At 50.8% G+C, this 25424-nt stretch carries 18 protein-coding genes; 4 read left to right on the top strand and 14 right to left on the bottom strand.

Annotated features, from left to right (window positions below):
- Positions 1-113 precede the first annotated feature (113 nt).
- Positions 114-4055 (bottom strand): autotransporter outer membrane beta-barrel domain-containing protein, encoded by a 3942-nt coding sequence (locus tag DW133_RS08830; RefSeq protein ID WP_118276296.1) that lies wholly within the window; start codon positions 4053-4055, stop codon positions 114-116.
- Between the two features lie 91 nt (positions 4056-4146).
- A complete protein-coding gene (locus DW133_RS08825) occupies positions 4147-4965 on the bottom strand; it encodes an FAD-binding protein (RefSeq protein WP_255415081.1) in 819 nt (272 codons plus the stop codon).
- Between the two features lie 190 nt (positions 4966-5155).
- Between DW133_RS08825 and DW133_RS08820 the strand changes: the two genes are divergently transcribed.
- A complete protein-coding gene (locus DW133_RS08820) occupies positions 5156-7501 on the top strand; it encodes an autotransporter outer membrane beta-barrel domain-containing protein (RefSeq protein WP_118276294.1) in 2346 nt (781 codons plus the stop codon).
- Positions 7502-7690: 189 nt separating this feature from the next.
- Here the strand turns inward: DW133_RS08820 and DW133_RS08815 are convergent, their stop codons facing one another.
- Both DW133_RS08815 and DW133_RS08810 read right to left on the bottom strand, forming a co-directional pair.
- A complete protein-coding gene (locus tag DW133_RS08815; RefSeq protein WP_118276293.1) occupies positions 7691-8992 on the bottom strand; it encodes an RNA-binding domain-containing protein in 1302 nt (433 codons plus the stop codon).
- 340 nt (positions 8993-9332) lie between these two features.
- Positions 9333-11012, bottom strand: a complete 1680-nt coding sequence (locus tag DW133_RS08810) for a putative transporter (RefSeq protein ID WP_118276292.1) — start codon at positions 11010-11012, stop codon at positions 9333-9335.
- Between the two features lie 95 nt (positions 11013-11107).
- Between DW133_RS08810 and DW133_RS08805 the strand changes: the two genes are divergently transcribed.
- The gene (locus DW133_RS08805; RefSeq protein ID WP_118276291.1) at positions 11108-11836 is read left to right on the top strand and encodes an SDR family oxidoreductase; all 729 of its coding nucleotides are present in this window, start codon (positions 11108-11110) and stop codon (positions 11834-11836) included.
- Between the two features lie 49 nt (positions 11837-11885).
- Here the strand turns inward: DW133_RS08805 and DW133_RS08800 are convergent, their stop codons facing one another.
- Positions 11886-12359 (bottom strand): hypothetical protein, encoded by a 474-nt coding sequence (locus tag DW133_RS08800; RefSeq protein ID WP_118276290.1) that lies wholly within the window; start codon positions 12357-12359, stop codon positions 11886-11888.
- Between the two features lie 413 nt (positions 12360-12772).
- Here DW133_RS08800 and DW133_RS08795 point away from each other — a divergent pair, with 413 nt between their 5' ends.
- Positions 12773-14890 carry a hypothetical protein gene (locus tag DW133_RS08795; RefSeq protein ID WP_147408918.1) on the top strand — a complete coding sequence of 706 codons (2118 nt, stop codon included), beginning with the start codon at positions 12773-12775 and terminating at the stop codon, positions 14888-14890.
- Positions 14891-15368: 478 nt separating this feature from the next.
- On the opposite strand, the gene DW133_RS08790 is transcribed toward DW133_RS08795, so the two are convergent.
- The 8 genes from DW133_RS08790 to traA all read right to left on the bottom strand — a co-directional run bounded on the left by DW133_RS08790 (position 15369) and on the right by traA (position 20955).
- A complete protein-coding gene (locus tag DW133_RS08790) occupies positions 15369-15716 on the bottom strand; it encodes a hypothetical protein (RefSeq protein ID WP_147408917.1) in 348 nt (115 codons plus the stop codon).
- Between the two features lie 617 nt (positions 15717-16333).
- Entirely contained in the window at positions 16334-16975 is a 642-nt protein-coding gene (locus tag DW133_RS08780; RefSeq protein ID WP_118276286.1) for a prenyltransferase, read from the bottom strand.
- A 137-nt stretch (positions 16976-17112) separates the two neighbouring features.
- Positions 17113-17751 carry a hypothetical protein gene (locus DW133_RS08775; RefSeq protein ID WP_118276285.1) on the bottom strand — a complete coding sequence of 213 codons (639 nt, stop codon included), beginning with the start codon at positions 17749-17751 and terminating at the stop codon, positions 17113-17115.
- Positions 17705-18520, bottom strand: a complete 816-nt coding sequence (locus DW133_RS08770; protein WP_118276284.1) for a hypothetical protein — start codon at positions 18518-18520, stop codon at positions 17705-17707. Before DW133_RS08770 ends, DW133_RS08775 begins: the two co-directional genes overlap by 47 nt.
- The gene (locus DW133_RS08765; RefSeq protein ID WP_118276283.1) at positions 18517-19392 is read right to left on the bottom strand and encodes a type-F conjugative transfer system secretin TraK; all 876 of its coding nucleotides are present in this window, start codon (positions 19390-19392) and stop codon (positions 18517-18519) included. The genes DW133_RS08770 and DW133_RS08765 overlap by 4 nt, the downstream gene beginning before the upstream one ends.
- Positions 19393-19503: 111 nt before the next feature.
- The gene (locus DW133_RS08760; protein ID WP_118276282.1) at positions 19504-20154 is read right to left on the bottom strand and encodes a TraE/TraK family type IV conjugative transfer system protein; all 651 of its coding nucleotides are present in this window, start codon (positions 20152-20154) and stop codon (positions 19504-19506) included.
- A gap of 94 nt (positions 20155-20248) precedes the next feature.
- Positions 20249-20527, bottom strand: coding sequence for a type IV conjugative transfer system protein TraL (gene traL / locus DW133_RS08755; RefSeq protein WP_118276281.1), 279 nt, complete (start codon positions 20525-20527; stop codon positions 20249-20251).
- A 95-nt stretch (positions 20528-20622) separates the two neighbouring features.
- On the bottom strand, positions 20623-20955 hold the full coding sequence (gene traA, locus DW133_RS08750) for a TraA family conjugative transfer protein (protein ID WP_118276280.1): 333 nt from the start codon (positions 20953-20955) through the stop codon (positions 20623-20625).
- 923 nt (positions 20956-21878) lie between these two features.
- Here traA and DW133_RS08740 point away from each other — a divergent pair.
- Positions 21879-22847, top strand: a complete 969-nt coding sequence (locus tag DW133_RS08740) for a hypothetical protein (protein WP_118276278.1) — start codon at positions 21879-21881, stop codon at positions 22845-22847.
- Positions 22848-23106: 259 nt separating this feature from the next.
- On the opposite strand, the gene DW133_RS08735 is transcribed toward DW133_RS08740, so the two are convergent.
- Entirely contained in the window at positions 23107-25335 is a 2229-nt protein-coding gene (locus DW133_RS08735; protein WP_118276277.1) for an autotransporter outer membrane beta-barrel domain-containing protein, read from the bottom strand.
- Positions 25336-25424: the final 89 nt, after the last annotated feature.

The raw sequence follows: 25424 nt of genomic DNA, 5'->3' as shown, positions 1-25424 counted from the left end.
GATTGAATTCTGAGAGGCATCGTTGCAAGGACACAGTCCAGTTGTTACAAGACTGTGTCCTCCGGGAGCTTCAACAAGAGCGGCTTTTCAACCGCATGTACTCTGAATCTTCTTTAGAAGACATATTTCCCGCCGAAATTAAATACCCAGGTCTGATCCAGATCATTGCCGAAGCGATACTCTGCATCTCCGTAGGCGTAAAAGCTCTTACCCACCGGGGCCTGGAAACCTAAGCCGACATCAAACCACGTTCCATGGTTATTAATTGAGATCGTATCGCCCCTGATAGCAGTAGTGTTGTCAGTGACGTGAATCTCTTGTTCTCCTGCCCATTCGTGCATGACATCGGTCTTGAAGTAGACATTGGCATTCTTCTGCTCACCGAACCAACGTCCGGCTCTGAAACCGGCACGCGTGATGAAGGAATGGATGCTGTCCTGCTCAATTTCGGTTTGTCCGTTTGAGTAATCATTATCGGAAACAAACACGTACTGAGCTTGCATCTGGGGTTCAAAGAACCACCGAGAGTTGTCGGTGGAAAGCTGATGACCGACTTCCACGGAAATGCCTGCCATCCAGTTCATGTAATCGGCAGAAACGCCTGCTCCGGAGTCAAGTTTTACGGCATACTCGTTGGAAAGACGTCCGACCTTGCCGACGACGTCGACATATCCTCCGTTATCGCCCAGATACGTCGCATAAGCAGACACGGCGTAACGCTTGGTTTCGCCAGAACCGTCAATCGATTCGTAGTCCGTATTGCCGTCCATCAAATCAACGGCCGCGCCGAAAATCATCTTGCCGCTGTCGGACGGTCGGGTATAGTCAAAGCCGATTTGATACGTCGTATTCTGACTCTTGAAGTCACCGACACCGGCAGCTGTACCCCATCGATCCTGGCGCACACGAGCCCAGAGACTCTTGTTGTTTTCATCGTAGCGACGGTCTCCGTATCGCTGATTGAATCGATCGATTTCGATGGCGTTGTAGTACAGGGCACGGGCTGTAGCGATAATCGCTTGGCCTGCATCTGAAATGGAAGAGTCTCCGCCCGGAGGTGTCGGTTCATCGGGGTTTTCAGAACCCGGATCGAATGCGTCCGGATCGCCGAAGTACCAATTCGTCGAGTCCTGGTCGCCAAACAGGCTTCCAATGGCTGATTCGCCGGGTTTATATGACCCGGTTCCATTGTCCTGACCGTCGAAATACTTGTTATCCGTATCGTCGGCAGAGTAATCCTCGGTTTGTATCGTCAGCGTTCGGTTAAAGAATCCTTGATCGTTGACCTTTAACACAAAATTATCGAGATTACTGGTTGTGTTTGTTGTGGCAAAACGCAAACCGTTAAGTTCATTGATATTGACGTCCAATGTAACATCAATGGTGTATTTGGCATCGTCTGCCATGTTCTGGATGTAAAGCATATCGCTGTGGACTTCGCCGGTTGCTTCGTCAACAACCGGTTTCCCAAGCTTCATGCGGAATGTCCCATCACCGGTGAGATTTTTAATAACGACAGACGAGTTCGTGTTTTGACTCAGATCGACAAGGTTGTTTTGTCCTTCAAAAGTCAGATCGGTGATAAAACTTTGGCCTCTGGCCAGCCACTGTGCACCGTCTTTGAGGGTCAGATCGACGTGGCCGGATTCAGAAACATCAATCGTATTCCCGCCAGCATCTTTGAATGCGGAATTGCGGAATACTTCACCTTTCTTAACGGAATCGAGTTCCCAGTAGTCGTCAATCTGACCTTCAATCAGCGAATTGGATCCTTCCAGTGCCATCGTGATCTGTCCACCGTTACCGGCATACACATCGCCCTTGATGACAACATTTCGTTCGCGCTTGGAACCGAAATATTTTCCTCTCGTAATATCGATTATGCCTGCACTGGCAGAATCATTTTGACCACCGCGACCGGCCACAATCGTGCCGTAGATCTGCACGTTTGCCGCATTTGTAAAATCGGCCAAGCCGTTGGCATTCACGCGGAGTGCAACCTGATCTATCGTCTCTTCATCACTCGGCTGCGAAGCGTAATGGCCCTTGTAATTTTGGTCGGTATAGCCTTGTGTGGACAAGTACAGCGCACGCTGATTGTCTACACCACTGGATGATGCGTATTGGGTAAACTCAAACACGGATTGTTCAGTATCTCCAACATTGCCGATAACTAATGCGTCCTTATATCCATTGATTGTGCCTTGTGCGGCAATATCCGAAACAATGAAAAGCTTCTGATAAATTTCGGCCGAAGATCCGTTGCCAAGAGACAGCGTGCCGTTGATGTGCGATTCTTTAACCGGAGATGCAAATTCTATGGACGAATCCGATAAATCAACTCTGCCTTTCAAATGAACACTCGTCGGCACGAATTCATGGTATTTCGAGTTTACAGATGAAGTGTCCTGTTCTTCCCCGAGAATAATCTCGGATCTATTGGCTTTCAAAGCATAGTTTGCTTCAACATCAATGTCGCCGATACTCACGGAAGCATTATTGATGTCCAACCCGATTGTATCGTTGTCACTGGTTAGGTTAGATACATTAACATCCCATAGATGGGTGATTTCGTTTTGCCGATTTGTTTGATCTACAGCAATAGCAGTGATGTGTCCGTTGGCAGAACTGAGATTATCGACCGTCAGGTTGACGTACGAAGTGCCTCCGGCGGATCGATTCTCTGCGGAGTCGAAATTATCTTTAAGGGTGATACCTACAATGTCTGAATTTGAAGCGGCAATATCCGTGACAGTACCGGAGATGATGAGATTGTCACCTTCAGCTTTAGGTGCGTTTCCTTCAAAATGAATGCCTTCAACGAGAGAGACATCAACAGCGTCGGATACCTTAATGTCACCGACTGTCATGAACAGAGCGGGATAATCCTGATTCCCTTTGCTGTTGGAGAAGGTGTTGTTGGCCAGAAACACACCGGATACACGTTCCCGATCGGCAAGAACTGTAATCCCATCAACACTTAGTGCCGTACCTTTCCATGGGTATGCTTCGCCACTCGGTTGCGTAAACCCGCTGGCGTCTTCTACGATGGAGGCATTGGTTTTTCTAAGCGCAAATCCCTCAAAATTTCCTGTTTCACCGATACCGTTAACCGTTGTATCTTCGATAAAAATCGTATCGAATACTTCAAAATGATTTCGATAAGTTGTGTTGTTTTTAATATTGTCATCCCTGCCAATGGAAATGCCTGCATCTCTGAAGGTGTTTCCTTTCAGGCGGATACGGTCGATTTCAACACTAACTCCGGTATGTGCAGTTATTGCTGAGTCTGCTATTGTGTTTTGAACATCAAATATGGAAGAATTATCGTTGTTGGTGACATTTAAAATGGCACTCTGATTGAATTCCGAAATTAAGTTGTTGTTGCTGGTATATTTTTCGGAACCTTGAACAAAAATCAATGAGTCATCTGCTTCAAGGTTTGATAAATGGATATTTTGAGCTTTAAGTTGAGCACCGACAGGATTGGATGAATTATTTCCCGCACCTTGTATGGAAACAATGTTTGACGTTGAAGAGGAATCTCTCACAGTCAGGTCGCCCTGGGAGAGTTCGAGCCTGCCTTTTGAGGGAGTGTCACCCAATTCTCCCAAGGTGATCAAACCAGATGCGGACGCGTCGGTCAGCATATAGCCTTGAACAACCAGGCTTGCAGATTCAGTTGTCGGATTTTTGATTGCGATCGGCTGTGCGTTTCCAATAATGGAAATAACCGGCGAAGTTGTTGCAACGGGGGAATCACCGCTTGTCCAATTTTCCGGAGCAACATACAAAATATCATCGTGAATTTTGATGCCCTGGCCACTTTGATATTTGTTGATTTGAATGCCTTGAACGGTGTTCTGGCCTTGCGCAAGTTCAGTTTCAGGATTGCTGATGATCGTTTCAGCGTGAGCGGTAGCGGCCAGAAGTGCTGCGACGAGAGGGAGCAGTGCGGATTTTGAGTGAAATGTTCGATGAAAGTGAAGAACATTTTCATTGACGGCAGAAACGGGGAACTTATAAGTGTCAGTTATAAATGGGGGGGGCAACATAGGTTTTCCTCGATATTTTGGATTAGGGTAACGGAATGTTAGCTCGGTTGAGTCAACTTTTAAAATAGTCCGTGAGACCCAGAGTTTTTCTTTAGCAATACAACAGATTTCCTGCTTGGCAAGCAGCCATGTAGTCCTTCATCGTCTTGATGAAGGCTTTCTGATCGACCTTGAGCTTAGAGGCCAACTCTTCGACCGTGTTGGCTTTGACAAAATAGCCGGCCGCTGCATAGTTACGCATTAATTTGAGGTTATCCATCGCCGTCTGATCAACAATGGCATAAGCCTCGTGCCCGGTCTGCTTCATCATGGCACGGCTCTTGAAGTTAATGGAAGTGTGACCTTCATCAACAAAGCGCTTGCCTTCGTGATTGATCAAGATGTTGTAAGGCGTGATAGCCGTGAGCGACACGCCGTCTCGCGCAGTCAGCGGATGGCACAGATAATTTGCCTTGATTTCCTGCATGGCAACCGTTTGAGCACCAACCTTTTGAGCCATCAATATGCCGTCGCCGGTCAGCGAAACAGCGCCCGTTGTCGGGCGACCAACCCATTCAGGAGCCCACTTCTTAACCAACTCATGACTTGCTGAAAAGCCACCCGTTGCCATGACGACAGCCTTGGCATTGACTTTGTAGCTACCGGCTCCGGTCTTGACCGTTGCGCCGACAACCTTGCCGTCCTTCATAAGCAGATCCACAACCTGGCTATTGAGTCGGTAGTTGATGTTGTCGTCTGCAATCTTCTTGGACAGGGCTCGAACAATGTGCGGCCCCGGTGCTGATCCGTCTTTCGTGATATGGAACCATTTGTCCTTTTGGAATCGACCGAAAGGAACTCCTGGATCCATCAGCCAGTCAACAAGCTCACCGCCGCGCATTGCATAGGTTCTGACATTCTTTTCATTAATCGGAACTTTTTTCGTAGCGGCTTGCTCGGCAAGAAAGTCGGCGTAGTCCTTGGCAGTCGCATTTTCAATGCCATGTTGCTTGGTGAGAAAAAGTTACCAAATAACAACACAAATTCGATCTAAATGTCAAATTTCTTGACAAATAGAATCGGGGGGGGGTAGCGTAAGTCAGTCCTTAGGAGGATTTAATATGAAACGAACTGTCAAACTTTCTATATTATCCATTGCTGTTATTTCAGCAATCTCTGCAAATGCATCAAATTCATATCGTGCTGACAAAGATGCAGTGATTGACGGGAACTATACTATAGATGAACCTCACCTCTTACTGAACTTCACAGATAAAACACAGGGACTAGTTGGCATATACGCGCCTGGCTACACAACATCCTTTACTGGGGGAAAAATTAATCTGAACATTGATTCTCGTCAAAGAGAATACAAATCCATTTCCATTTATTCGGCTAACGCCACCACAAGGCTCAATCTTGGAACCTCCGCCAGTGAAGTAATTATCAATTCATATAGCGATAACTTTTCCAGTGCCATTATGGCGCAGTCATCATCAAATGTCGCATTAAACGGATCGAATATTAAAATTCACGCTGAATCAACAAATGATGAAGCTCGCGCACTAGAAATAAGCGGCGGAGCTATTGTGAACATTGGTTCAGATTTAACTCAAAATGTTAATATTTCGGCACAAGGGAATGATACGTCTATGGGATTATTTGCCCTTCAAGGTGGACAAATAAATATTAAATCCAAAGATGTAACTATCACTACAAATGGGTATTACGCCTTGCTGGCACAAAATAATACTGAAACTAGTGAGGCGCCAGATGGTTCATCAAAAATTACCATTAACGCGGACAATACATCCATTTCCGCAACGGGTGCAGATGGTGCAGGAATTATGGCCTTTTCGAATGGCCAAGTTGAAATTAATGGGAATTTAACAGTAAACGCCCCAACAGCAATTGACACTCGAGGAAATGCCACAATAAACATTAACCAAAATGGAGGAGGCACTGTTGTTTTAAATGGGGATATTGTCTTTGAAACTCCAGGCCCTAGCAACAACAGCGGAAATGTTATTAATTCCTATGTTAACATAAACCTTGAAGGCTCCAATTCGTCTTGGACCGGAGCTTTGGTAAAGCTTTATCCAACTGACAATAAAGACAATCCAAGCTATACCACTGTAGAGGGTTTTAAACTAAACCTATCTGATGGAGCACAATGGAATGCCACTGAATACAAGGGCTCTACCCCTGATGGAGGCACACTTGAAGCTCAGGCAGTGAACAATTTAACGTTAGATGGCGGCGTTATCAATTCTAGTTCCTCCTCACAAACCATAGCCGTAGAAAATCTGACCGTCACTGAGAACGGAGGCAAGTTTAAATCAGCCACAGTACAAGGCCAGGACGGGCAATTCTCCACGGCAAAACTGGACGTCAAAACTGTATCTTCAAGTCAAGATGGCACGATGACGGTCACATATACTGGTATTACATCGGATCAGATCAACGGTGAGAATTCCAGCAGTCTGAACGCTATTACAAATGATGACGTTTCCAAACGAGAGGTGGTACAAGAAGGCAATATCAAAGGAACGTGGACTCGGGATGAAAACGGCGAAAACTTTTCCAAAAACGTCAAGCTCACCGACTACGGTGCTCTCAACTCCATGACATTCGTGCAGTGGAGAAACGAGATCAACCACCTCACAAAACGTTTGGGTGACATCCGCGCTTCGGAGTCCAGCATCGGCGCTTGGGCTCGCATCTACGGCGGTGAGTCGCAGTGGAAGAGCAATTCCGAAATCGAAATGGATCACACCACGATCCAAGTGGGTGCTGACTACCGCATCAACAACCACTGGATTGTGGGCGGTGCGTTCTCTTACACAGATTCGGATGCAGACCTCGTCAAAGGACAGGCCAAGGGCGACTCCTACAGTCTTGCCGCCTATGCGACGTACATGGCCGATGGAGGCTCATACCTTGATTTGATCGCCCGTTACGGCTATCTCGACAATGAGCTGACGTCAGGCAATATGAACGTTGACACCCAGTCCAATGCGTTCAGCCTCTCGGTTGAAACCGGACACATGTTCCGCATCATGGAGCAGGCCTACATTGAGCCGCAGATTGAAGTCACCTACGGCTTCATTTCCGGCGACGATGCGACGGCGTCCAACGGTGTCAGACTGAATCAGGACGATTTCCAATCACTCATTACCCGCGTGGGTGTGCGTACCGGCTTTGAATTCCCCGAAAAAGCGGGCACGATTTACGCCATGCTCTCCTACTCCTACGATTTCTTGGGCGACGCTGACGGCACGGCTTCTCAGGGCGGATTGCGCGAAGCACTCAACGAAGACCTCGGAGGCGGCTGGGTGAGCTACGGTATCGGTGCCCAGTTTAAGCTCGGCGACAACGCGTTTGCCTATGGTGAACTCGAACGCACCTCGGGCGGAGAGATCGACAATCCGTATCTCTTCAACGTTGGGTTCCGCTGGAATTTCTAACCCAGTCGTAACGTCTGATTAAGCAACCGGAAGTCTTCTTCTTGAAGATTTCCGGTTTTCTGCAGCATAAGTGACACCGTCCGGTCGACCGACGGCGAACTGAGCTTTGGTGTCGGAGGACATCGGCTGAACCTTCGTTATCTTCCGGGAATCGTTTGAAATGCCTAACGGAAGAAAATAGAGCGAAAGCTACCGCAATAAAGAACGGTACTTGGTCATTCGTCCTATTCCGATCTTTTCAATCTGCCCGACCTTCAACAAAGCATTGACCGCTGTGTTAGCTGAAGTTCTCGATACGTTCAGCAAATTCATAATTTCAGTCATTGAAAGCGTATCGCGCGTTTCGAACAGTGCCCGACAACGTTCAGTCGTTGTTCCTCGTGGCTCGTCCTGGATCTTAGGCAAGACGATACGAAACACCCGTCTGGTTGCCTCCAGCTTCGGTTCCGCACCGGAATTGGCGTATTCACGCCAAATCATCGGGAAGCCAGAACCGTAATTCTCCATCCATCCCAAGCGCCTAAGAACATCGGCCAAGCGCTCATTGCAACACTTGCTCACGCCTTCCAAAACGATATCGTCAACGCTCAGTCGTCCCGGAATGCTCCCGTAGGACAGAAATTCGAATCGATTCGGAAAGATCGAGACTTTGGTCGGTTCCGACTGCGAATAATCACAGTGAACAGCACAATTGACCAGTGCCTCTCTCAAAGCCTTTGGAGGCCAGGCGAAATGGCGTTTGTTTGCAAGTTCCCCCGTTTTGTGGATCAACTCCGGATTGATTGCGGCAAACATGGCGAATGCCTGGTCAATTTGTCTCAACAGAGATCCTGAGAATTCGCGAACAGAAAGCGATGCTGAGTCTTGAGAAAAAGTTCCGACCACAAGTTTTGTCCGGTTCTGATCCGAGAGCAGTTCACCCAATTGCGTGAAGCGGTCGGCGTCATCAACCAAGCCCAACCGCAGAAAATGCGCAGAAGAAAAACTGACGTTGTATTTCTTAAAAATGTCCGCAGTTTCTCCGAACCTGAGATCTGTTTGCCTTCTCAATCGTGATTCCCATGGCTGGGGTGAACTGTCGCGAATCATGTCGCGAATTTCTTCTTCCGTAGCAGTATCAGACATAGATCCGTCACGCACATAGGCGCCACCCGTATACCGCTTACCTTTCAACGCATAAGGCCTATCCTCGCCGGGTTCGACAGACACTCGCAGGACGTACGTGCAATTGCCTGCCGAAATAACCTTCGTTGAAACCATATCAATAAGGACGGGCTCAACTTCTGAACGGCAAAATTCTTGAACCGTACGGGAAATTACATTGACAGCCTTCTTGCTGAGTCCTTTCGTGATTCCATCATCGGTTATTCCGAAATACAGATCTCCGCCAATCGTGTTTGCAAACGCGAGCAGCGTCTTTTGAGCCGTTTGGCTCCAACCTTCTTGAAATTCGACACGTACACTCCGGCATTCAGGCAGCTTTTCTATCACTTTTCCTCCCGAATTGAGCTTTTTGCTATCAATCTATCAATTTTATTGACAGATTGATGGAAAGCCGTGACAGACACAATGCCATTTCTCGGTACGCCATAGCGGCCAAGTCCTGTTCCCTCAAAACCATAGATTTCAATCAAAAAAATACGGGAATGAAGCCTGCGGAAGATGCTTTCAGACCAATAGATACAAAAGCACATGACTCAAACCACATCCGCCGTTGATTGCAACTCCAACAACTCAACGGTTCTTCTCTCAACGTATCGTGCGGTTAGATACCACAAGGTAGGATGCATGCATTTTTCCGCGATTGCTTCCTCATCAGAATTGCCCCGCTTCACATCACAAAACTCCACAAGGCCAGCAACACAACCTGACCGGTGAGAATTCGCAGGAACATCGCCAACGGATACACCGTGGAATAGGCAATCGCCGAAGAGTCCTTTTCGGAAATTGTGTTGGCATACGCCAACGTCGGAGGATCCGTCGTCGCTCCTGCCAGCAGTCCGACGATGAGGTGGTAGTTCATCTTGAACTTGATGCGAGCGACGACCCCCGTGATGATGAGCGGAACGACCGTAATAACCAAACCCAACGCCACATAAAGCAAGCCGTTGCCGTCAATGAAGGCATTGACAAACCGATCGCCAGCGCTCAAGCCCACACTTGCCAAAAAGAGCGCAATGCCCATTTCGCGAAGCATCAGGTTGGCCGAATGAGTCGTGTAGGTAATGAGCTTAAAGTGCGGCCCCCAGTAACCCAGGAGGATGGCCACGATCAATGGACCGCCCGCAAGACCGAGTCGAAGCGGAACGGGCATGCCGGGAATCGCGATGGGAAGAAAGCCCAACAAGATCCCCAGAACAATGCCCAGAAAAATCGAAATGATGTTGGGGTGATCGAGCTTTTGCACCTGGTTGCCCAAACGATCGGCCAGGCGTTCGATCGAGCGCTGCGGTCCAACACAATAAACCTGATCGCCCATCTGCAAATGCAAGTTCTGGTACGGGAAAAGCGTCATACCGGCACGAAAGACTCGTGTGATATTGACGCCGTCATAGCGGCTCAGATGCAGTTCTCCCAGGCGCATCCCGTTGACCTGATCCTTGGTAATCAGAATGTTGCGGGCGATCAGCGGCGAATGCGCCGTCGCAAGATCAATGTCGGTTTCCTCCTGCCCGAAAAAAGCAACGATGGCAGCCTTAGACTCGGCTCCAGACACTATTCTCAGCTTGTCACCCACAAATACCTGCGTGTCAGGACTCGGACTCGTGATCACGCCGTCGTGCAAAACGCGCGAGCAGATGAAAGCTCGTCCGATGAAGTCACGGATGTTGCGCATCGTCTGACCGTTGATGCCGGCATTCGTAACAGCAACATGAAAGAAGATCGGAGCATCGCTGTTTGCACTCGCCTCTTCGCCCCAATGCCGATCTTCCTCTTTGAGATTGATGCGAAACATCTTTCTCAAAATAACAGCCGACGTGATGATGCCAACCACACCCAACGGATAAGCGCAGGCATAGGCGATAGCAATGTTCTCGCCTTTGTAGCCCAACATATCGAGCGCTTCCTGCGTTGCACCGAGTCCTGGCGTGTTGGTGACGGCGCCGTAATGCACGCCCAAAATCTGAGGCAGCGTCACGGTACCTTGCAAAACCAGAAAGAGCGCGATCGTCACGAGAATGCTTAAGCCCACCGCCAACAAGGTGAGCAAATTGAGCTGCAAGCCGCCGCTTTTGAAGGACGAAAAGAAGGATGGTCCGACCTGCAGACCGATGAAGAACACAAAGAGGATGAGCCCGAAATCTCGGAGGAAGTTGAGAACCGTGCCGTTGACGGTGATGCCGGCGTAGCTCACGGCCAGGGCAACAAAAAGAACGAATGTGACGCCAAGTGAGATGCCAAACACCTTGATGCGGCCTAACGCCATGCCCACCGCGATGACAACCGAGTAAACCAACAGGATGTGGCCGATTGAATCCGTATCCGTGAGAAGCGGCATTAACCAGTCCATAACTGACCTCCAGCGCGCTTTGCTACGCTCTTGAGAACTATACTCTGCGGCAACAAACGCTACGGATCGAAACAGATTTGAGGAGTAAAAACAGCATGCCTAAGGCAATCATCGTCGGCGCAACATCCGGAATCGGCAAGGAAGTGGCACTGCAGCTGCTCGCCAAAGGCTGGAAACTCGGCATTGCGGGAAGACGCACCGAGCGACTTGATGAAATCAAAGCACAAGCGCCGCAGCAAATTCATACACGCCGCATTGACGTACGCTCTGACGATGCCGCCAGCGACCTGCTCGCTTTGATTGCCGATCTTGGTGGAATGGATCTGTACATCCATTGCTCAGGCATCGGATGCCAAAACACCGAACTCAATCCTGACGCTGAATTGAATATCGTCGCAACCAATGTCGACGGTTTCGTGAAGCTCGTGGACTGCGCCTTCTCCTACTTCCTCGGTAAAGGCGACGGACATCTGTGCATTATCAGCTCCATCGCCGGTACCAAAGGCCTCGGAGCCGCCTGCGCCTACTCGGCTTCAAAGGCGTTTCAGAACACGTATCTCGACGCTCTGGAACAATTGTCTGTGATGCGAAAGTGCCCCATGACCTTCACCGATGTGCGCCCCGGTTTTGTCGATACGGATCTGCTTGCAGACGGCAAGAGCTACCCGTTCAAAATGAACGTCACGGATGTCGCCTCCTCCATTGTCAAGGGCATCGAAACGAAAAAGCGCGTCCTAGTCATTGACTGGAAGTACGAGCTACTCGTCTTTGTCTGGCGTCTGGTGCCGCAGTGTCTGTGGAAATTTTTTCCGATCAAGAGCTAAGAGCATCTTCGATCAGCAACCGCATTACCTGAGCAAAGACCGAAGAATCTCACCGCTCGTATTGCCGCCTCCATTCTTCAAGCTTTTTGATTTCGGCCTCGTACGCACTGCGCTCGAAATGGAATTCGAGTCCGCCGTAGGTGTACTTACGATGCTCATGCTCGAAGCCATGCCAAACGACCTCATCGTCAGTCTCGCGCACTTTAGCCCGCACGCCCCAACAACCTTCATCGCCACAAACGGAACAACAGCAAAGCGAGGCGCCGTACAAATCCGCTGATTCTTTTTTGAGTTCCTCGGCCAGCCACAATCCGATGTGACCGTAGACATGGGCAGGATCCGAAGGCGTGGTCTCACCGTCTTCATTGTCTTCCAGTTCTACAAGAAGAGCATTGAGCTCTTTGTCGTTCACATAAATTCTCACCGCATGACAACCAGTGCGATGTAAATCAACGGCCCATTGTTCTTTTGCTTCATACGGATCGAACAGCTCGAATCGGATCGTGTCAAAGTTTTTATCCATAGCGATCAAACCTCTACAAGGTTTTTGTCGGTTAATTCCCAATTCACGCACACAAGCTTAAGAACCGAAGCGTCATTTTGCGACGCATGCAGACAGCGCGCTCAAATGCGTTCACTTCTCGTTGATCCTGCTGACCCAAAAAGCGCTAACCATCCAACCATTTGCATGGTGTCAAGAAACAGATCCCTAACGAACCTCCGAGAATTCCGCGTCAGTAACTATTTGTGACGGCGTGTATCCAACGGAATCCCAATGGCTGCTCTGCCCTTTTGCTGGCTGCAAGCCCAAATGAAGGTTGTTTGCGAGTCGCCACGTGTCGGAATTCGTATCGTCTGCATGCTTGCGTCGGAAATTGACGCACGAGCGGTAATAATGACCAAACCCGGATGGAGTCGTCGAAAAAGGAGGCAAACATGACGATCAAATTCAAGGAACTTTTCGGCCTGACCGCCATCAGTGATGAAGCAATAGAACGAGCGGCGGAGAGCCCCGCTGAAATCATCCCCATGTATTGGGGAACAAGTCGCGACACCAAATTTGCAAACGGCATCACGCTGATTCGGGAAACCTTCCCGCACGGATGGGACAGTGACGGAAAAGCCACAGAAAATGAAAGAACAGCGATTTCGTTGAGTTTTGACGTTTCGACGGAAATGCCGCTCATTCCTTGGTCTTGTATCAAGCCTGAATACTATTACGCACCCGGAATGATCATGATGAGGCCGCTGACACCTGAACGAGAGTTCGGCCGTCCGCTGCCGGTCAATCCGGTACATCCTTGGCTATCCAGAAGCATTCACCTGCGACAGCAAGAATTCAACTACAAGTTGTTCCTCGCTGCAAAAACGATCCGACTCGACCAAGCAACGTCGTTCGATGACCAGACGGCCTTTGTCCACGCCGCACACGGCTTCCTTCCGCTCAACGAGCTTATCGGCGAAAACGCCCCGGAGGAAGCAAAGCGCAAAGTGCGCTTCGAAGGGGAAATTGTTGAAAGCCGCGTCATAGGTCCGATCCGTTTCTCAGATCACGGCGAGGAGATTGCCTCCGAACCTCTTCGACTGTTTATTTGCCGAACGGAATTCGGAAACGTCAGCGTGTTGGCTCGCGAATCCTTGCTGTCGGATTCGAGCCGCGCACTCGTTAACTCCCCCGGCATCATTCTGGACGCCGAAGGCACTCTCTTTGCCGATGCCCGCGCAGGCCGTTACGAATCAGGCGCGATTTGGGACACTGAGCACGCTTGTACGCACCTTTACAATCTAGCCGCAATCAAGGGCATCAAGATCCTTTCCGAGAGACTGAGTCGATCATCGGAACTCTTCATTGACGGTCAGCCGGAGGCATTGGGAATTGAGTCGGTGATCAATGCGCTTCGCCCACTCGTGTACGACTTCATCATGAGCTACGCTCGAATCCGCGACCTGAAAAACGATCGCGTTCTACCCGCGCTTTTTTGCCGCGACGTAACGCGAAAAGAGTTTCGCCACTTGATCATTCCTGAATGGAACGCTGAAAGTGCGACTTTTGACCGCTTTCGTATCGAGACCGCCGCTGAAGAATTCGAAATATTGTTCGAAACGCATGATTTTGTCCGGTTCATAAATCCGGATGAACCCGAGCTGCGACCGCTTGAAAAGAAGCCGAAAGCGCAGGAGCCAGTCACTTCGAAATATGAGTTCACCGGCGACGCTGACTGCTTCCCCGATAACCACGACGAGAATGCCTGCGGCTTACTGGCCTCGATTGTTAAAAACGATGGCGGCTACAAGAAATACATTGAGGAGTCGCTCACTCCGGGCACCGTTCGGAAGAACTCAGACCGTACGATCGATGGTGTCAAATTTCTCACGCTCGAAAGCCCCGTTGTACCGGACGAACCGACACTCACTGGGAATTTGGCTTTGGCGCCCGGCGAAAAATCATGGACACTCATCAACTTTATGCCGAGACTTCCAGGGCTCGCCGCCGAAGCAGAAGTCAAAGCAACCTGTGGCTGGGAGATGCCTGTCGGAGGTGAAGTCGCATTGGCTCTGGGGCACACTACCATCACTGCGGTTGTTCCGGATTTCGATCTGGTCAAGCATCTGATGCAGCCGGGTACCAAACACTATTTCCGTTTGAGCGCTGCGGTGGAGGATCTGGCGGTTCGCGAGCCCACTCCCATCATCGTCAATGAAGGGCCGCTCTATGAGATGGAACTGGAGAGTTTCCTTAAAGAAAACCCCGGAAAGACCGCAAGTGACTTCGAGCCCGTTGAGATTTCGACGGTAGGAATGCAGATGTTGTTCCCGAGAGACTATTCAACGATCTTCGAACTCGCCAGCCCGGTTCTCTCAGTGAAGCAAACCAAGCTGTGCGGCCGCGACATCGTGCGGCTTGAAGTCATTCTGCATCGTTGGGAGAACGAAGAGATCCGCACGTATCTCTACGGTACACCGTCTCAAATCCCCAAAGGCGTGAAAGAAGGCAGCGAAGTTCACGGACTGATTCGTCTATACGCCGAGCCGATTGCCGAGACCTTCAATTGAACGATTCCTGAATTCCCGCCTGCGTGAATTCACTTGAGATTTCAACACCTAAGACGCGATCTTTTTGAGAAGCTGGTTACCTCCGAACAAATGGCAACCGCTTCTCAATAGAACGCTAATCACAATTGAGACAACCGATCTTCAGCAAGCTGTAACAATCAACTCGTTGCGAAAACGCTCGATTCCTCCACTCCTAGAATCGAGCGTTTACCTGATTTTTTAGACGTACGCACGATCGGCCTTATATCGTCAGTCTGAAGCCAAGCGCTACAGAGCCAGTTCTATAAATTTCGGTAACCAGTCAACCAGAGCCAGGAGAACGTTAAGTTTCATGATTCACGGATTTCCTTCGACTTCCGTGTAGATTTACACGAAAATCGAAGGAAAGACGTGCAGAAAGACACCTTGACAGAAATTCGACGGAGTAACGAGACTGTCTGACAACTATAAGTGATCTTTGTGACCATCTTTACAAGTCTTAACTATCAATCTCGTCAGTCTCTTTGCAGTTGTAGACAATCTCGAAAGCACCGCACTTCGACAACACATCTGCAATTTCATTATCAGATCTGATCGGCTTCAAATGCACCCCCTTGTCCTTGAAACAATTGTGAAGCCACAGCCAGTCACCATGGCCTTTATCTTGAAAGTACTCAAAATCCAAGGTGTACTTTGTACGAGAGAACCAACACAGACCGCTTTCCTGAGCTGTAAAAAGTTCCAGGTCGCCTTCGAAGAAAAACACCTGATCACCCAATTCCCAAAATAACTGCGGAGATTCAGATCCCTTACACAAAGGCGACAGCGCCTTCTTGCTGATGTCCACGAAGTCCATCCAGAGTCCCGGAAAGGCTTGATCAGCGTTTCGACGAAACGTTCGGAAAGATTGATACCAGCGCTTTTTATCCCGATTTTTACGATGAGGACAAAGTCCGTCTTTACAGTGTCTTCGGAGGCATTCCTGCCTACACCAGAAAAATAGATCCGCTTCTTACAGTCAAGGAAAACATACTGAACCTAGTTGGAGCAACAGTCTTGCCTGGGCAAAGGACTGGCGAAATGAAGTGTCTTCTTAGTTCAGGTCATATTTCTTCGCTCTAGAAATTCCAACCAAGCATAAAGACTTATGAAAAACGCCCGACTTCCATCTTCCGAGAATCGAGCGTTCTGTCGCTGGACAGCTTTTGTCAAGTCAGCCAATGCCCGGCTATAAGCCCCGCCACCGTCAGCATTGAGAACATCAGCTGCGTCTTAGCCGTCGAGGCATCCAACGTCGCTATGCTCTCCGTATTGACGCCATCAAATCGTCCGACCTGCTCTTGCACTGGGTCATCACACCCACGGCAACAGGCAGAGTCAACAGCACTGTCAACGGCAAAATCCCGAGCCAAACAGTTGCCAACAAAATTGCAAACGGCACAAGCATCTCAAACTGATACAGCCTCACCGACCATTTTTTCCCAAGACTGAAGCAAGCGTACGAATGCCGGCCTCCGTATCCGTCTTAGCATCTCGCAGATTATTGGCGTGCAAAATGCCGACTGTGAGAATCCCGGTGGGCAGTACCGCCCAGATAGCATCAAGCGACCACGTCCCCGTCACAATCCACGCCGTAGCAAAAAGCGGCGTGAGCGTATAGGCGATAAAGATGACCGCGTCACCGCCGACGCGATACTTAAAAGGCGGATACACCAGCGCCGCCGCAATGCCCGCAAAAGTCACCGCCAGAAACGGCAACCCCGTTCGCCAAACGAGAAAGAGCGCACACAGCGTTCCAGCGGCAAAAAGGAAAATTGCAAGCCAGAGAAACTCCCGGGCCACGAACTTACCGTCGACAAGCTGGCGAACTCCCAACGTGTTTTGGTTGTCGACGCCGTACTGAAAGTCAAAATAGTCGCTCCAGACGTTACCTGCCGCATGGAAAATGACGATGTTCACAAGCGCCCAGACGGCATTGACCGGATCAACGGCTACACCGTCAGCGAAATAGTAGGCAAGGACCAAAGCCACCGGCATTGTCGAAGCCGGATACGACCACGGGCGAGTCGCCAGGAACCAATCTGCCAAGGTGCGCTTATTTGTCATGTAATACAACTTTCCTCTACACGGTTAACGAAAACCCGCAGTATACCCATTAGTAGTGTCCCGAATATGCTCTGACACCAACAGACGCCCAAGTGGGCTCGAAAGCAAACGAAAAACTGACGGCACCGTCAATCAGGTCAGAAAAACAAGCGGCCCAGGCGGAATCCCTCTCCTACTTCTTTGCCATTTATCGAGTCTACACGCCCTGAGATCATGGCCACGCCGATCGGCGATTGAAAAAACTCCAGTGCCTGATCGAGATCCATTTCGAGGCTGACTTTGCTGCTCGAAACCGGATACGTCTTGATCGTCGTATCTTTTTGCAAGTCACAGTAGTTGCGCTTCAAGTCAAAATGGCCGTGAGTGATGCCAAGCATGATCTGCATCTCTTCATCGCTGCCGTTGGAACGCTCCAGCAGAAGATCCAGGCGACGTCTTTCGAGCCTGAACTCCGCCTTTACAATGGCCCCCTCCTCGGTGTAATGAACGTTCACGCAAAACACCGAGCCGGCCTGAGTATTGACGATGATCCACTGCGGCGCCGGGCACCCGGACTCGTTCAGTGTGATACACCAAGTCTTGCCGTAATCGAGCTCAGGATCGGGAATCACGCGCCGCACATAGGTAGTGATCAGAAGAAGCGCTTCATGGGAAAACCGAGACTCACGAAAATTCATGTAGCGCTCCCAGTCGCTTGCAGTGGCTTTGTTTTTGGCTTCCTCGAGCGTTTCAAGCCAGCCGCCTTGGCCGAACTGAAAAACGGCGTACTCGTCCATGCGATCGAGCTTCTGAACGGCGGCAGAAACCGAGAGATATTCCTTGCGACGATTGAGTTCTTCGGCAAGCTTGACCTTGGATTTGTTCGCAAGACGCAGTCCCCTCTTCTGCGCCGAAGCAATCACGGACGTTTCCAGATTCTTTCGTTCTTGCATATCCATCATGTCTGTGGGAAGGATCGCAAGGCTCGGGCCGTGCCCGACGCTCGTCGCCGGCGACGATCATGGCGCCCGTCACAAGCACAAACACCACGGTTAGTCCCGCAACGGCCGTCTGCACCTGTTTTTTCTTTTCCTTTTGCTGTGCGGCAACGCCGCTTGCCTGCGAGCGCTCCTTTCTGCTTTGCGCAAAGCCCTGAAAGCGGTTGAACATCGACTTCATGCGCAGTTTCAAAGAAAGCTTGGAATGCTCCTTGGCCATCGAAACGCCTGCGGTCTGCTCGCTCTGAGACTCCGTCGTGCGGCCCTGCGAGTAGATGGCTTCCGCCGTGTCGTTGTCTTCCTGGTAGTAACGGGGCTGATCGAAATCGCGGCCTGCGGCGCTCGACTCGGGTACGGGTTCCTGAGCCGAGTTCGGAGTTTCTTCAAAGGCCGAGGTGCGATTGGGCTTGCGCTCGGTTGCCAGAATCTCCGTGAGCTCCCGTTTGGCCTCTTGCGCTTGCATGTTTTCCTGCCAGAAGACGGCCTTGCCGTTGTCCGAATACGTAAGACCCAGTTCCTTTGCCATCCTGTTGCGCTCGGCTTCAAAATCAAAGGGCTTGTTTGTCATCGACGCTCCTCGGTACGGGAGTGCGAGGGCACGGCGCCCGAAAGTTCGGTCAAGGCGCTTTCAAAGACATCGCGGCCGCGCAGTGCCGCTTCTCGCGAACGGATGATCGTGACTTCGGTCTGCAGTCGGTCTCCGGTGCGCACTTCCTGAGCAACGGCCAAGACGCCGCGGATAACGCCCGCCAGGCGTGCGGCGTCAGGCACCGACGCCTTGGGGGAGACGCGTGTAAAAAGAAGCGTCTCGGTCAATTTGTCGGCGGTGAGAAAGGCCCGGGTTTCTCTCACCTTGAACCCTTCCCAGTAGACGGAGCCTTCGGGTGCGGGAAGACTCGCAAAGCGACGGTCGTCCTCGGCGCCCGTCAGAGAACCCACGGCACGAACGTCGTGAGCGATATCTGCCGTGACGCTTTTTTGCACCAGGAGCTTCAAGTCGCTCACAAAGTCGCCCGTGTCGAGTTTCATCAGAGGTGCGGCAAGTGCAATTCGCGTCTGCCGATCGTCGGCGGCGCCCGCCACGTCCGTCTGCGGCACCAGATCGACCGTCTGAGACGGCACGGCGCTCACAAAGAACTGCACGGAGAAGTTTTCGGTTTCGGTGTTGAAGAAGGCCGACGTCACGTTCTCTGCAGCCGAATTGAGCCAAGCCGACTTAACCTTCACAAAGACGATCCCGCGCTGTTTGTCGGCGGAGACTTCCAGCGCCTGGGTGTCGTAGACGACGTCGGTGATTTTCTGTCCCTGTACGCGAACGAGGTTGACGTGATCGCGCGAGAGCGGATGCGTGGCGGGATCGGCAGCCGTGGCAGGGTTTGCAAGAGCAAATCCAAGCGCACAGACACCGGCGAGCGTCTTTGGCAAAAAGGCGTTCTTCATTTGGTTTGTTTGTGAGCTGTTAGTAGTGTTTCAAACGCACGACGCCTCTGGCTCTTAAAATTGTCTCAGAGCGGCGTTTTGGGTTTGTCGTGCTTGGGTGATTGATGCGCGTCAGTTCGGCGTATCAGGAGTTTCAGCTGAAACGACGGTGGCGTCGGTTTGCGTGAAGGCGGCGAGTTCCGCGGCCGGATCCGAGCTTTGACTCGGGCGGATGGTGAGCAGAGAAATCTGCAATCGGCCGGCCGTTACAACATATCGCATGCAGACCGTTACGTCGCTCGTTTCGGTCACGGTGCTTGCGATCATCATTCGGCGTTCGCCGGTAAGGCATACGCTCTTGGCGCTTTCATCCACGGCCGAGGCGTGTCGGTAAAAGACGCTTGAAGCGTAGTTGCGAACGAGTTCAGAAGCGCCGCGGCGCACGGCGCTTGCCATGGCGCCGTAGGCTTGAGGCGCGACGTTTTTCAGGAAGATTTCGGCATTGGAAGAAGCCGTCGCCGGCGTCATCGTCAGGAGAACGGAAGCCGACTCCGAGGCAAAGGACTCCATCAGATTGGGACTCACCGAATCGTCGGTGGCGATGTAGGTTTGCGTGGCCGCCGGCGACAAGACGATCGTGCGGCTGTTGTCGGTTTTGGTAAGAAGCGTGAGCGCCAAGGCGGCATTGGTGACGAGACTCACGCCCAATGCCGCCACAATGGCGCGTCGGATCTGCAGATGGGCGGCGGCTTCGGCCGAGACTGTCTGAATGATTCGCTGCATGGGTACGGTCTTTTTCGGTTTGACTGACGGCGAGCGACTCGAATCGCCCTGTGTCTTCTCTGTCTGTTCGGTTTGGGTTTGACGTTGTTCGGATTTACCCGATGAAATGGCGTCTGGCGCTTTGCGGGACTCGGATGAAGAAGTCCGCCGGCAGATGCCAGTACGCAAGCGCCACCGCGCGGGAGGTGGAACCCCCGCCTCGGGCTTTTTTCCAACCCCAGGCAAAGAGAAATGCTCCGACGATTCCTGCGGTGAGCCCCGAAACCAGAAGGCCGGCAACCAACCCGCCCATGGCGGCCAATACATAGTCGCTCTCCCAGAAAAGCAATCGGGAACGCGCATCAAGCGTTCTCGGTACGGGAATCGGCTGCATGTGTCTTTCCTTTTGTTCGGTTATGTCGGGGGTTTAGTGCGAAAGGAGCCTGTTGCCGAGAAAGCGATGCAGGCCTCTTTCGCACAGGTCTTTGCTTAAACTCCGACGCCGTTAAAGAGCGTGTCGATGATCGCGGGCAACATCAGCAAGGCCACTGCCGCGCCCATTGCCGTCACCGCCGCAACCACGGAGCCGCGAACCAGACCCGTCAAAAGGCCCACAAGCAGAAAGACCACTGCGATCGCTCTGCCGAGGTAGCCGCGCGCCCAACCCGACACGAGCTCGTAGAGCGATTTGAATTCCGCTCCACCCGTGGCGGCGGCATGCGCCGGATCCGACATCAAAAGCAAAGCCCAAACGGCGAGCACCGTCACGAAGCCCCACTTGAATGCCTTCAGGCGCGCTTCGTCCGACATGGTGAAAAACATTGTTTTCTCCTTTGGGGATTGCACAAAAAAACGATCGGTGGCGGTTTGTCCGTCCCGACCGTTGTCCTCCGTACCGAGCGCAAAGACGTCCCCGCACCCGGCACGGCGGCGAATTCTTCGCAAAGCAGCCTGCGCCGTCAAGGATTTTTCGGGACGCTTTGGAGCGTTTCCGACAAAGTTTGCCGCAAAAATTTTCGTTGCTCCGTGGCGTGTTTCCGACTCGAATTTTCAATGCCGTCAATGGTTTAACGGGTCACACAAGAGCGTTAGCAGGTCCGAACTTTTCATCAAAAATTCGCAACGTGCCTCCGAGTCGTGTAGTCTTCGCGGTCTTGCTTTTTCGGAGCCGAAACAATATGTCGATCGCCGACATTCGAATGTCCAATCGAGAACGCATGTGATTTGACGGTCATTCGCAAATTCCCGTCTATTTGATTTCTGCCGTAGTTTTTCAAGTTTGAAAATCGGATAACGGCACTTTGCTCCCGAATCCCGATTTTCAAGGCCGCCGTCTCGGCTGCCGGGCTCTCCGGAGCATGCTTTTGATAACTCTTTGTTTCTATTTAGAAATATCTCTTTAGGCTTGACCTTTTCATTTTTATTCGTGCTCATTGTGAGCACTGTCCCCCTGCTTTCTCCAATCGACGGTTGATGCCGGCGAATTCCGTCCGGCTCAGGTCCGCATTTTCTTCCAATCCGTCTTGCAGAAAAAAATATTTTTTCAGGCTATTTACATTTCAGTAAATTTTCCCTAGATTGCCTCCCTTCGCTTGCTCGCGAGCAGCCCGATGTTCCGATATTGGACACCCACCTTAACTCCGAGCGCCTTATAGAACGGCCGTTGCGCTTATTCGAAGCGAATAATCGAGCGGTTGAGAATCGCAAAGTGCGCTCTTACTTATTTGGCCAGAAAGCAGTTTGAAATGACCAAACAAATTGAAGCTAAGGAGAAGACCTTTGTCTCAGCATGCAAAAACCACATCGCTCCGCGGCCAACACCGGTCCGCACACGCTGGAGCGTTCAGCAGGACCTTGACCTGCGCTTTGCCGCCTCGATCTTCGAGGACGTAGAAGGAGGCGTTCGCAGCGCGATGATCGATCGCCTGCAAATGGCCGTTCTGCGCTCTCATCAGCCTCTGGAAATTTCCGTGTTGTCCAACGCAGTACGCGTTCTCGGCAACTGTCGCCACGACCGCTTTCACACGGTCGCCCGCGCCTGCGACTTGCAATACTTTCTCTCGCTTTTTTGCTCCACCATGACAGCGCCGGAGATCAAAGGCATAAGGAGCCGCTGCAAGTTTCACTTCTGCGCCACTTTTGAGGCTTTGGAGGACTTTGAAAAGAGCGCCACCACAGATCGCAAGGACTGCCGCCTGGTGTTTGTCGACCTCACGCCGATGCGTTTTGAGAGATATTCCCTTTTGCCCGACGACGGGAAAACACCGGAGAGCCGACGCAGCGGAAAACTCATTCGCTTCACGATGCTGCGCGCAAGCACCAAGATGCATCACGCGATCTTTCGGGCGAAAGTGACGCCGAGCACTGCCGTCGTCACCGAAGCCCTGGCTTTCGAGGCGGCCAAGGCCGTCACGAGAGATGTTTTCCCGCAAGGACTCTTTGTGAGTGAACCGCAATCAGAGCCGCGCGAGCACCGCACGATTGTTGCTACCACCAAAGCCATTGATGCGGTGGAAGCCGTCGCGCAGTTCATCGTCAATGCGCTTGCTGAATACCGCACGGGAAGCAAGATTGCGCTGGCGCTCTCGGACGCCACAGGCTTGGTTGATCCGACGGCCTTGAAGAAGGCCATTGATCGGCATCCGCTGAAAGTACAGATTGCGATCGGGTATTTGCCGACGAGAATTTCAGTCGGAGAAGTTCGTCAAGAATAAAAACAATTGACAATCTTATATACGTAAAACGGACTCAGTGTTGATGCCGCAGCGTTTGTCTTCTTGGCTTCGACCATCCTCCTTTTGACCTGGTAATCGAAAAAAAACGGTCCTGTTCGGAAAAATCCGTAGGACCGTTTTTCCCCACTCTGGGCAGGATGGTTGTTAAGCGACTCGGTGTAACAGACGAAGTTATTGGATCAATCTATGCTCACATGCATCGCCTTGAGTCGACGCTTCGACCGTCTGTCGACAGTGACTAGAAGCGATAGTTCATGCGACCAGACAGTAACCACGTGTCGTCAATCTCACTACCCTCGGTTTTTTCAACGTCGAATTGGAAATCCAGACAGTTCCTCCATGTTGCGAAACCGCCAATACCGAACGTTGCCCAAGTTCCGAAATCACCCCAGTCACGATGCAGCACGTCCGTCTTGGACTTGAACGTTACATCCTGACCATCGGTTAACTGATGCAAGACATCACCGCGGATATAGATTTCACCGGCGCACGTCTCTCCGGACCAGGCACGACCGGCGCGCAGACCGATGCGGCCGATGACGCTCGTTGCGCTGTCGACATCAGTGCTCATAGTGCGCTGGACGCTGTAGTCGTAGCTATCGAGCCATGCTACCTGGGCTTGCACCTGCGGTTCAACGAAAACGCCGGTGTTGACATCCTTGAGCGTGTACCCATATTCGGCCGACAACGCCAGATAGTCCTGATCGTAATCCCCGGAAGTCGAGTACTTCGGATTAACCGTTGAGAACTCGGAACTCACGCGACCGAAGCGTCCGACAAAATCGAGGTAATGGCTACCAAAGGTCAGCGTGTCGTAGAGAGCCAGTTCGTAGCGCTCCATATCGCCGTTGCCGTCATCCACGTCCAGCAGTTCCGTGTTGCCTTTGCTGTATGAGAACCACAGCCCCAAACGGTTGCCTTCGGAAATCTTCCTGTCGAAACCCAACGTAAAGCCGTCACGGTCCCACCGATATTGGCCAGTAGCCCCGGCTCGACCGTGTGTCGCTCGTATCCACAACCCGCTATTCGGATCCTCTTGATTGCGCGAAGTTTCGGAGAGACGACGATCGCGACGATCCATTTCGACAGCGGCGCCATAGCTTGCCCAGCCTGCGCCGGTCATGCCGCGAACCGCAGCTGAGTCAGAGAAAGTAATATTCTTAATCACCCATTTCGTACCGTTTCTGAAGTCCGACCATTGCTCATATTTTCCCTGCAACTCCTCCTCACGTGAGAGTTCATAAGTGCTATCAATGTCTTCCGAACCAATTTCAAGTTCATAGTCAAAAAGCGTTTCACCGAACAGGTTTTGCTTATCCGCGAACGTCACTTCTACATCTTTGGCGACAAGAGCAAAAATCAACTCATTTTCCGGACTAATCGAACGAAGAGCATCGAGGTTGTATGGTTCGATGTAGTGCATACCCGGATCAGTGGATCCTTCAACGTAGATCACGTCGCTTTCAGACCGTTTATCAGAGTTCAGATCCAACCGGAAGATACCGCCACTGCCTTTCAAATCTCCGATTCGAACATAGTCATGTTTAACGTATTTAAGATCCTTAAAAATATCGAGTAACCCTAGGTCCTCCCAGTTTTTCTGAATATTCTCGTCAAACATGTTAATGATTCCACCATCTTCTAACCTGATGGCAGAAATTCGTTTTGGGATACTAGTTAAAGTCGCATCCTGGCCACTAACAACTCGTTGATAAGAATCAGCGATGCCAAAATATGTCCATTGAGCACCATCTCTAAACGTGAGTTCAAAGGTATCTGTAATTTTTGGAAAATCAAATTCAATAGGAAACTTTATACTAGTTCCTGCCCAATCTTTATATTCAAATGTCAGAGAACCTAACAGAGGAACATCTTCTATGGTTACAGCAGCATTTGCCCAACTTTGTTCATCACCGAACCAATATGCTCCCTCACCTGAAAATATTCCAGAAATTGAAGAATTTCGTCCACCTAAATTTCCATCCAAAAAATCCATCGAACCAACTACCTGGTTCATTTCTGATTGAAAAACAACCGTACCACCAGCCTTTGCGGATATAGCATCCGGTTTATTTTCAATAGACCAAACTCTTGTCGTTGTGCCTTTTGACCCCAATTCAACATGGCCCGAATTTTGTGCATAAACGGCGTTAGCACCGAATTTCGCATGCTCTTTGTGTCGCGACACAATATCGACATTGCCTAACAGATAAATTTTGCCTCCAGATGTATGAACGGCGTAGCTACCTACATCACCTTCATCAGAGTGAGGCGCATATTGGTGGATTTTTGTGTTACCTTCAACAGTAAATGAAGCACCATCTTTTACATCAAGGATGTAACTTTGGTTCCACTTAGCGTCCTCAATTACATCCCACGATATATATTGGTAACGTTCGTGAACGTCGCCTTCGACTAGATGTGTGAAATTTTTGTCAAGATCAACTGTCAGGGGGGGGGGCAGCAAGCGCAGCCGAACTGAATACGGTGTTACACAATATGGCAACTTGAAGGAGTTTGTATCGCATAATATTAATTTAATCCAAATAAATTATC

This window comes from Sutterella sp. AM11-39 (assembly GCF_003472385.1).
Taxonomy (GTDB): Bacteria; Pseudomonadota; Gammaproteobacteria; order Burkholderiales; family Burkholderiaceae_F; genus Duodenibacillus; species Duodenibacillus intestinigallinarum.
Note: the sequence above shows the minus strand (reverse complement) of the source record. Positions and strands in the feature narration are given on the sequence as shown.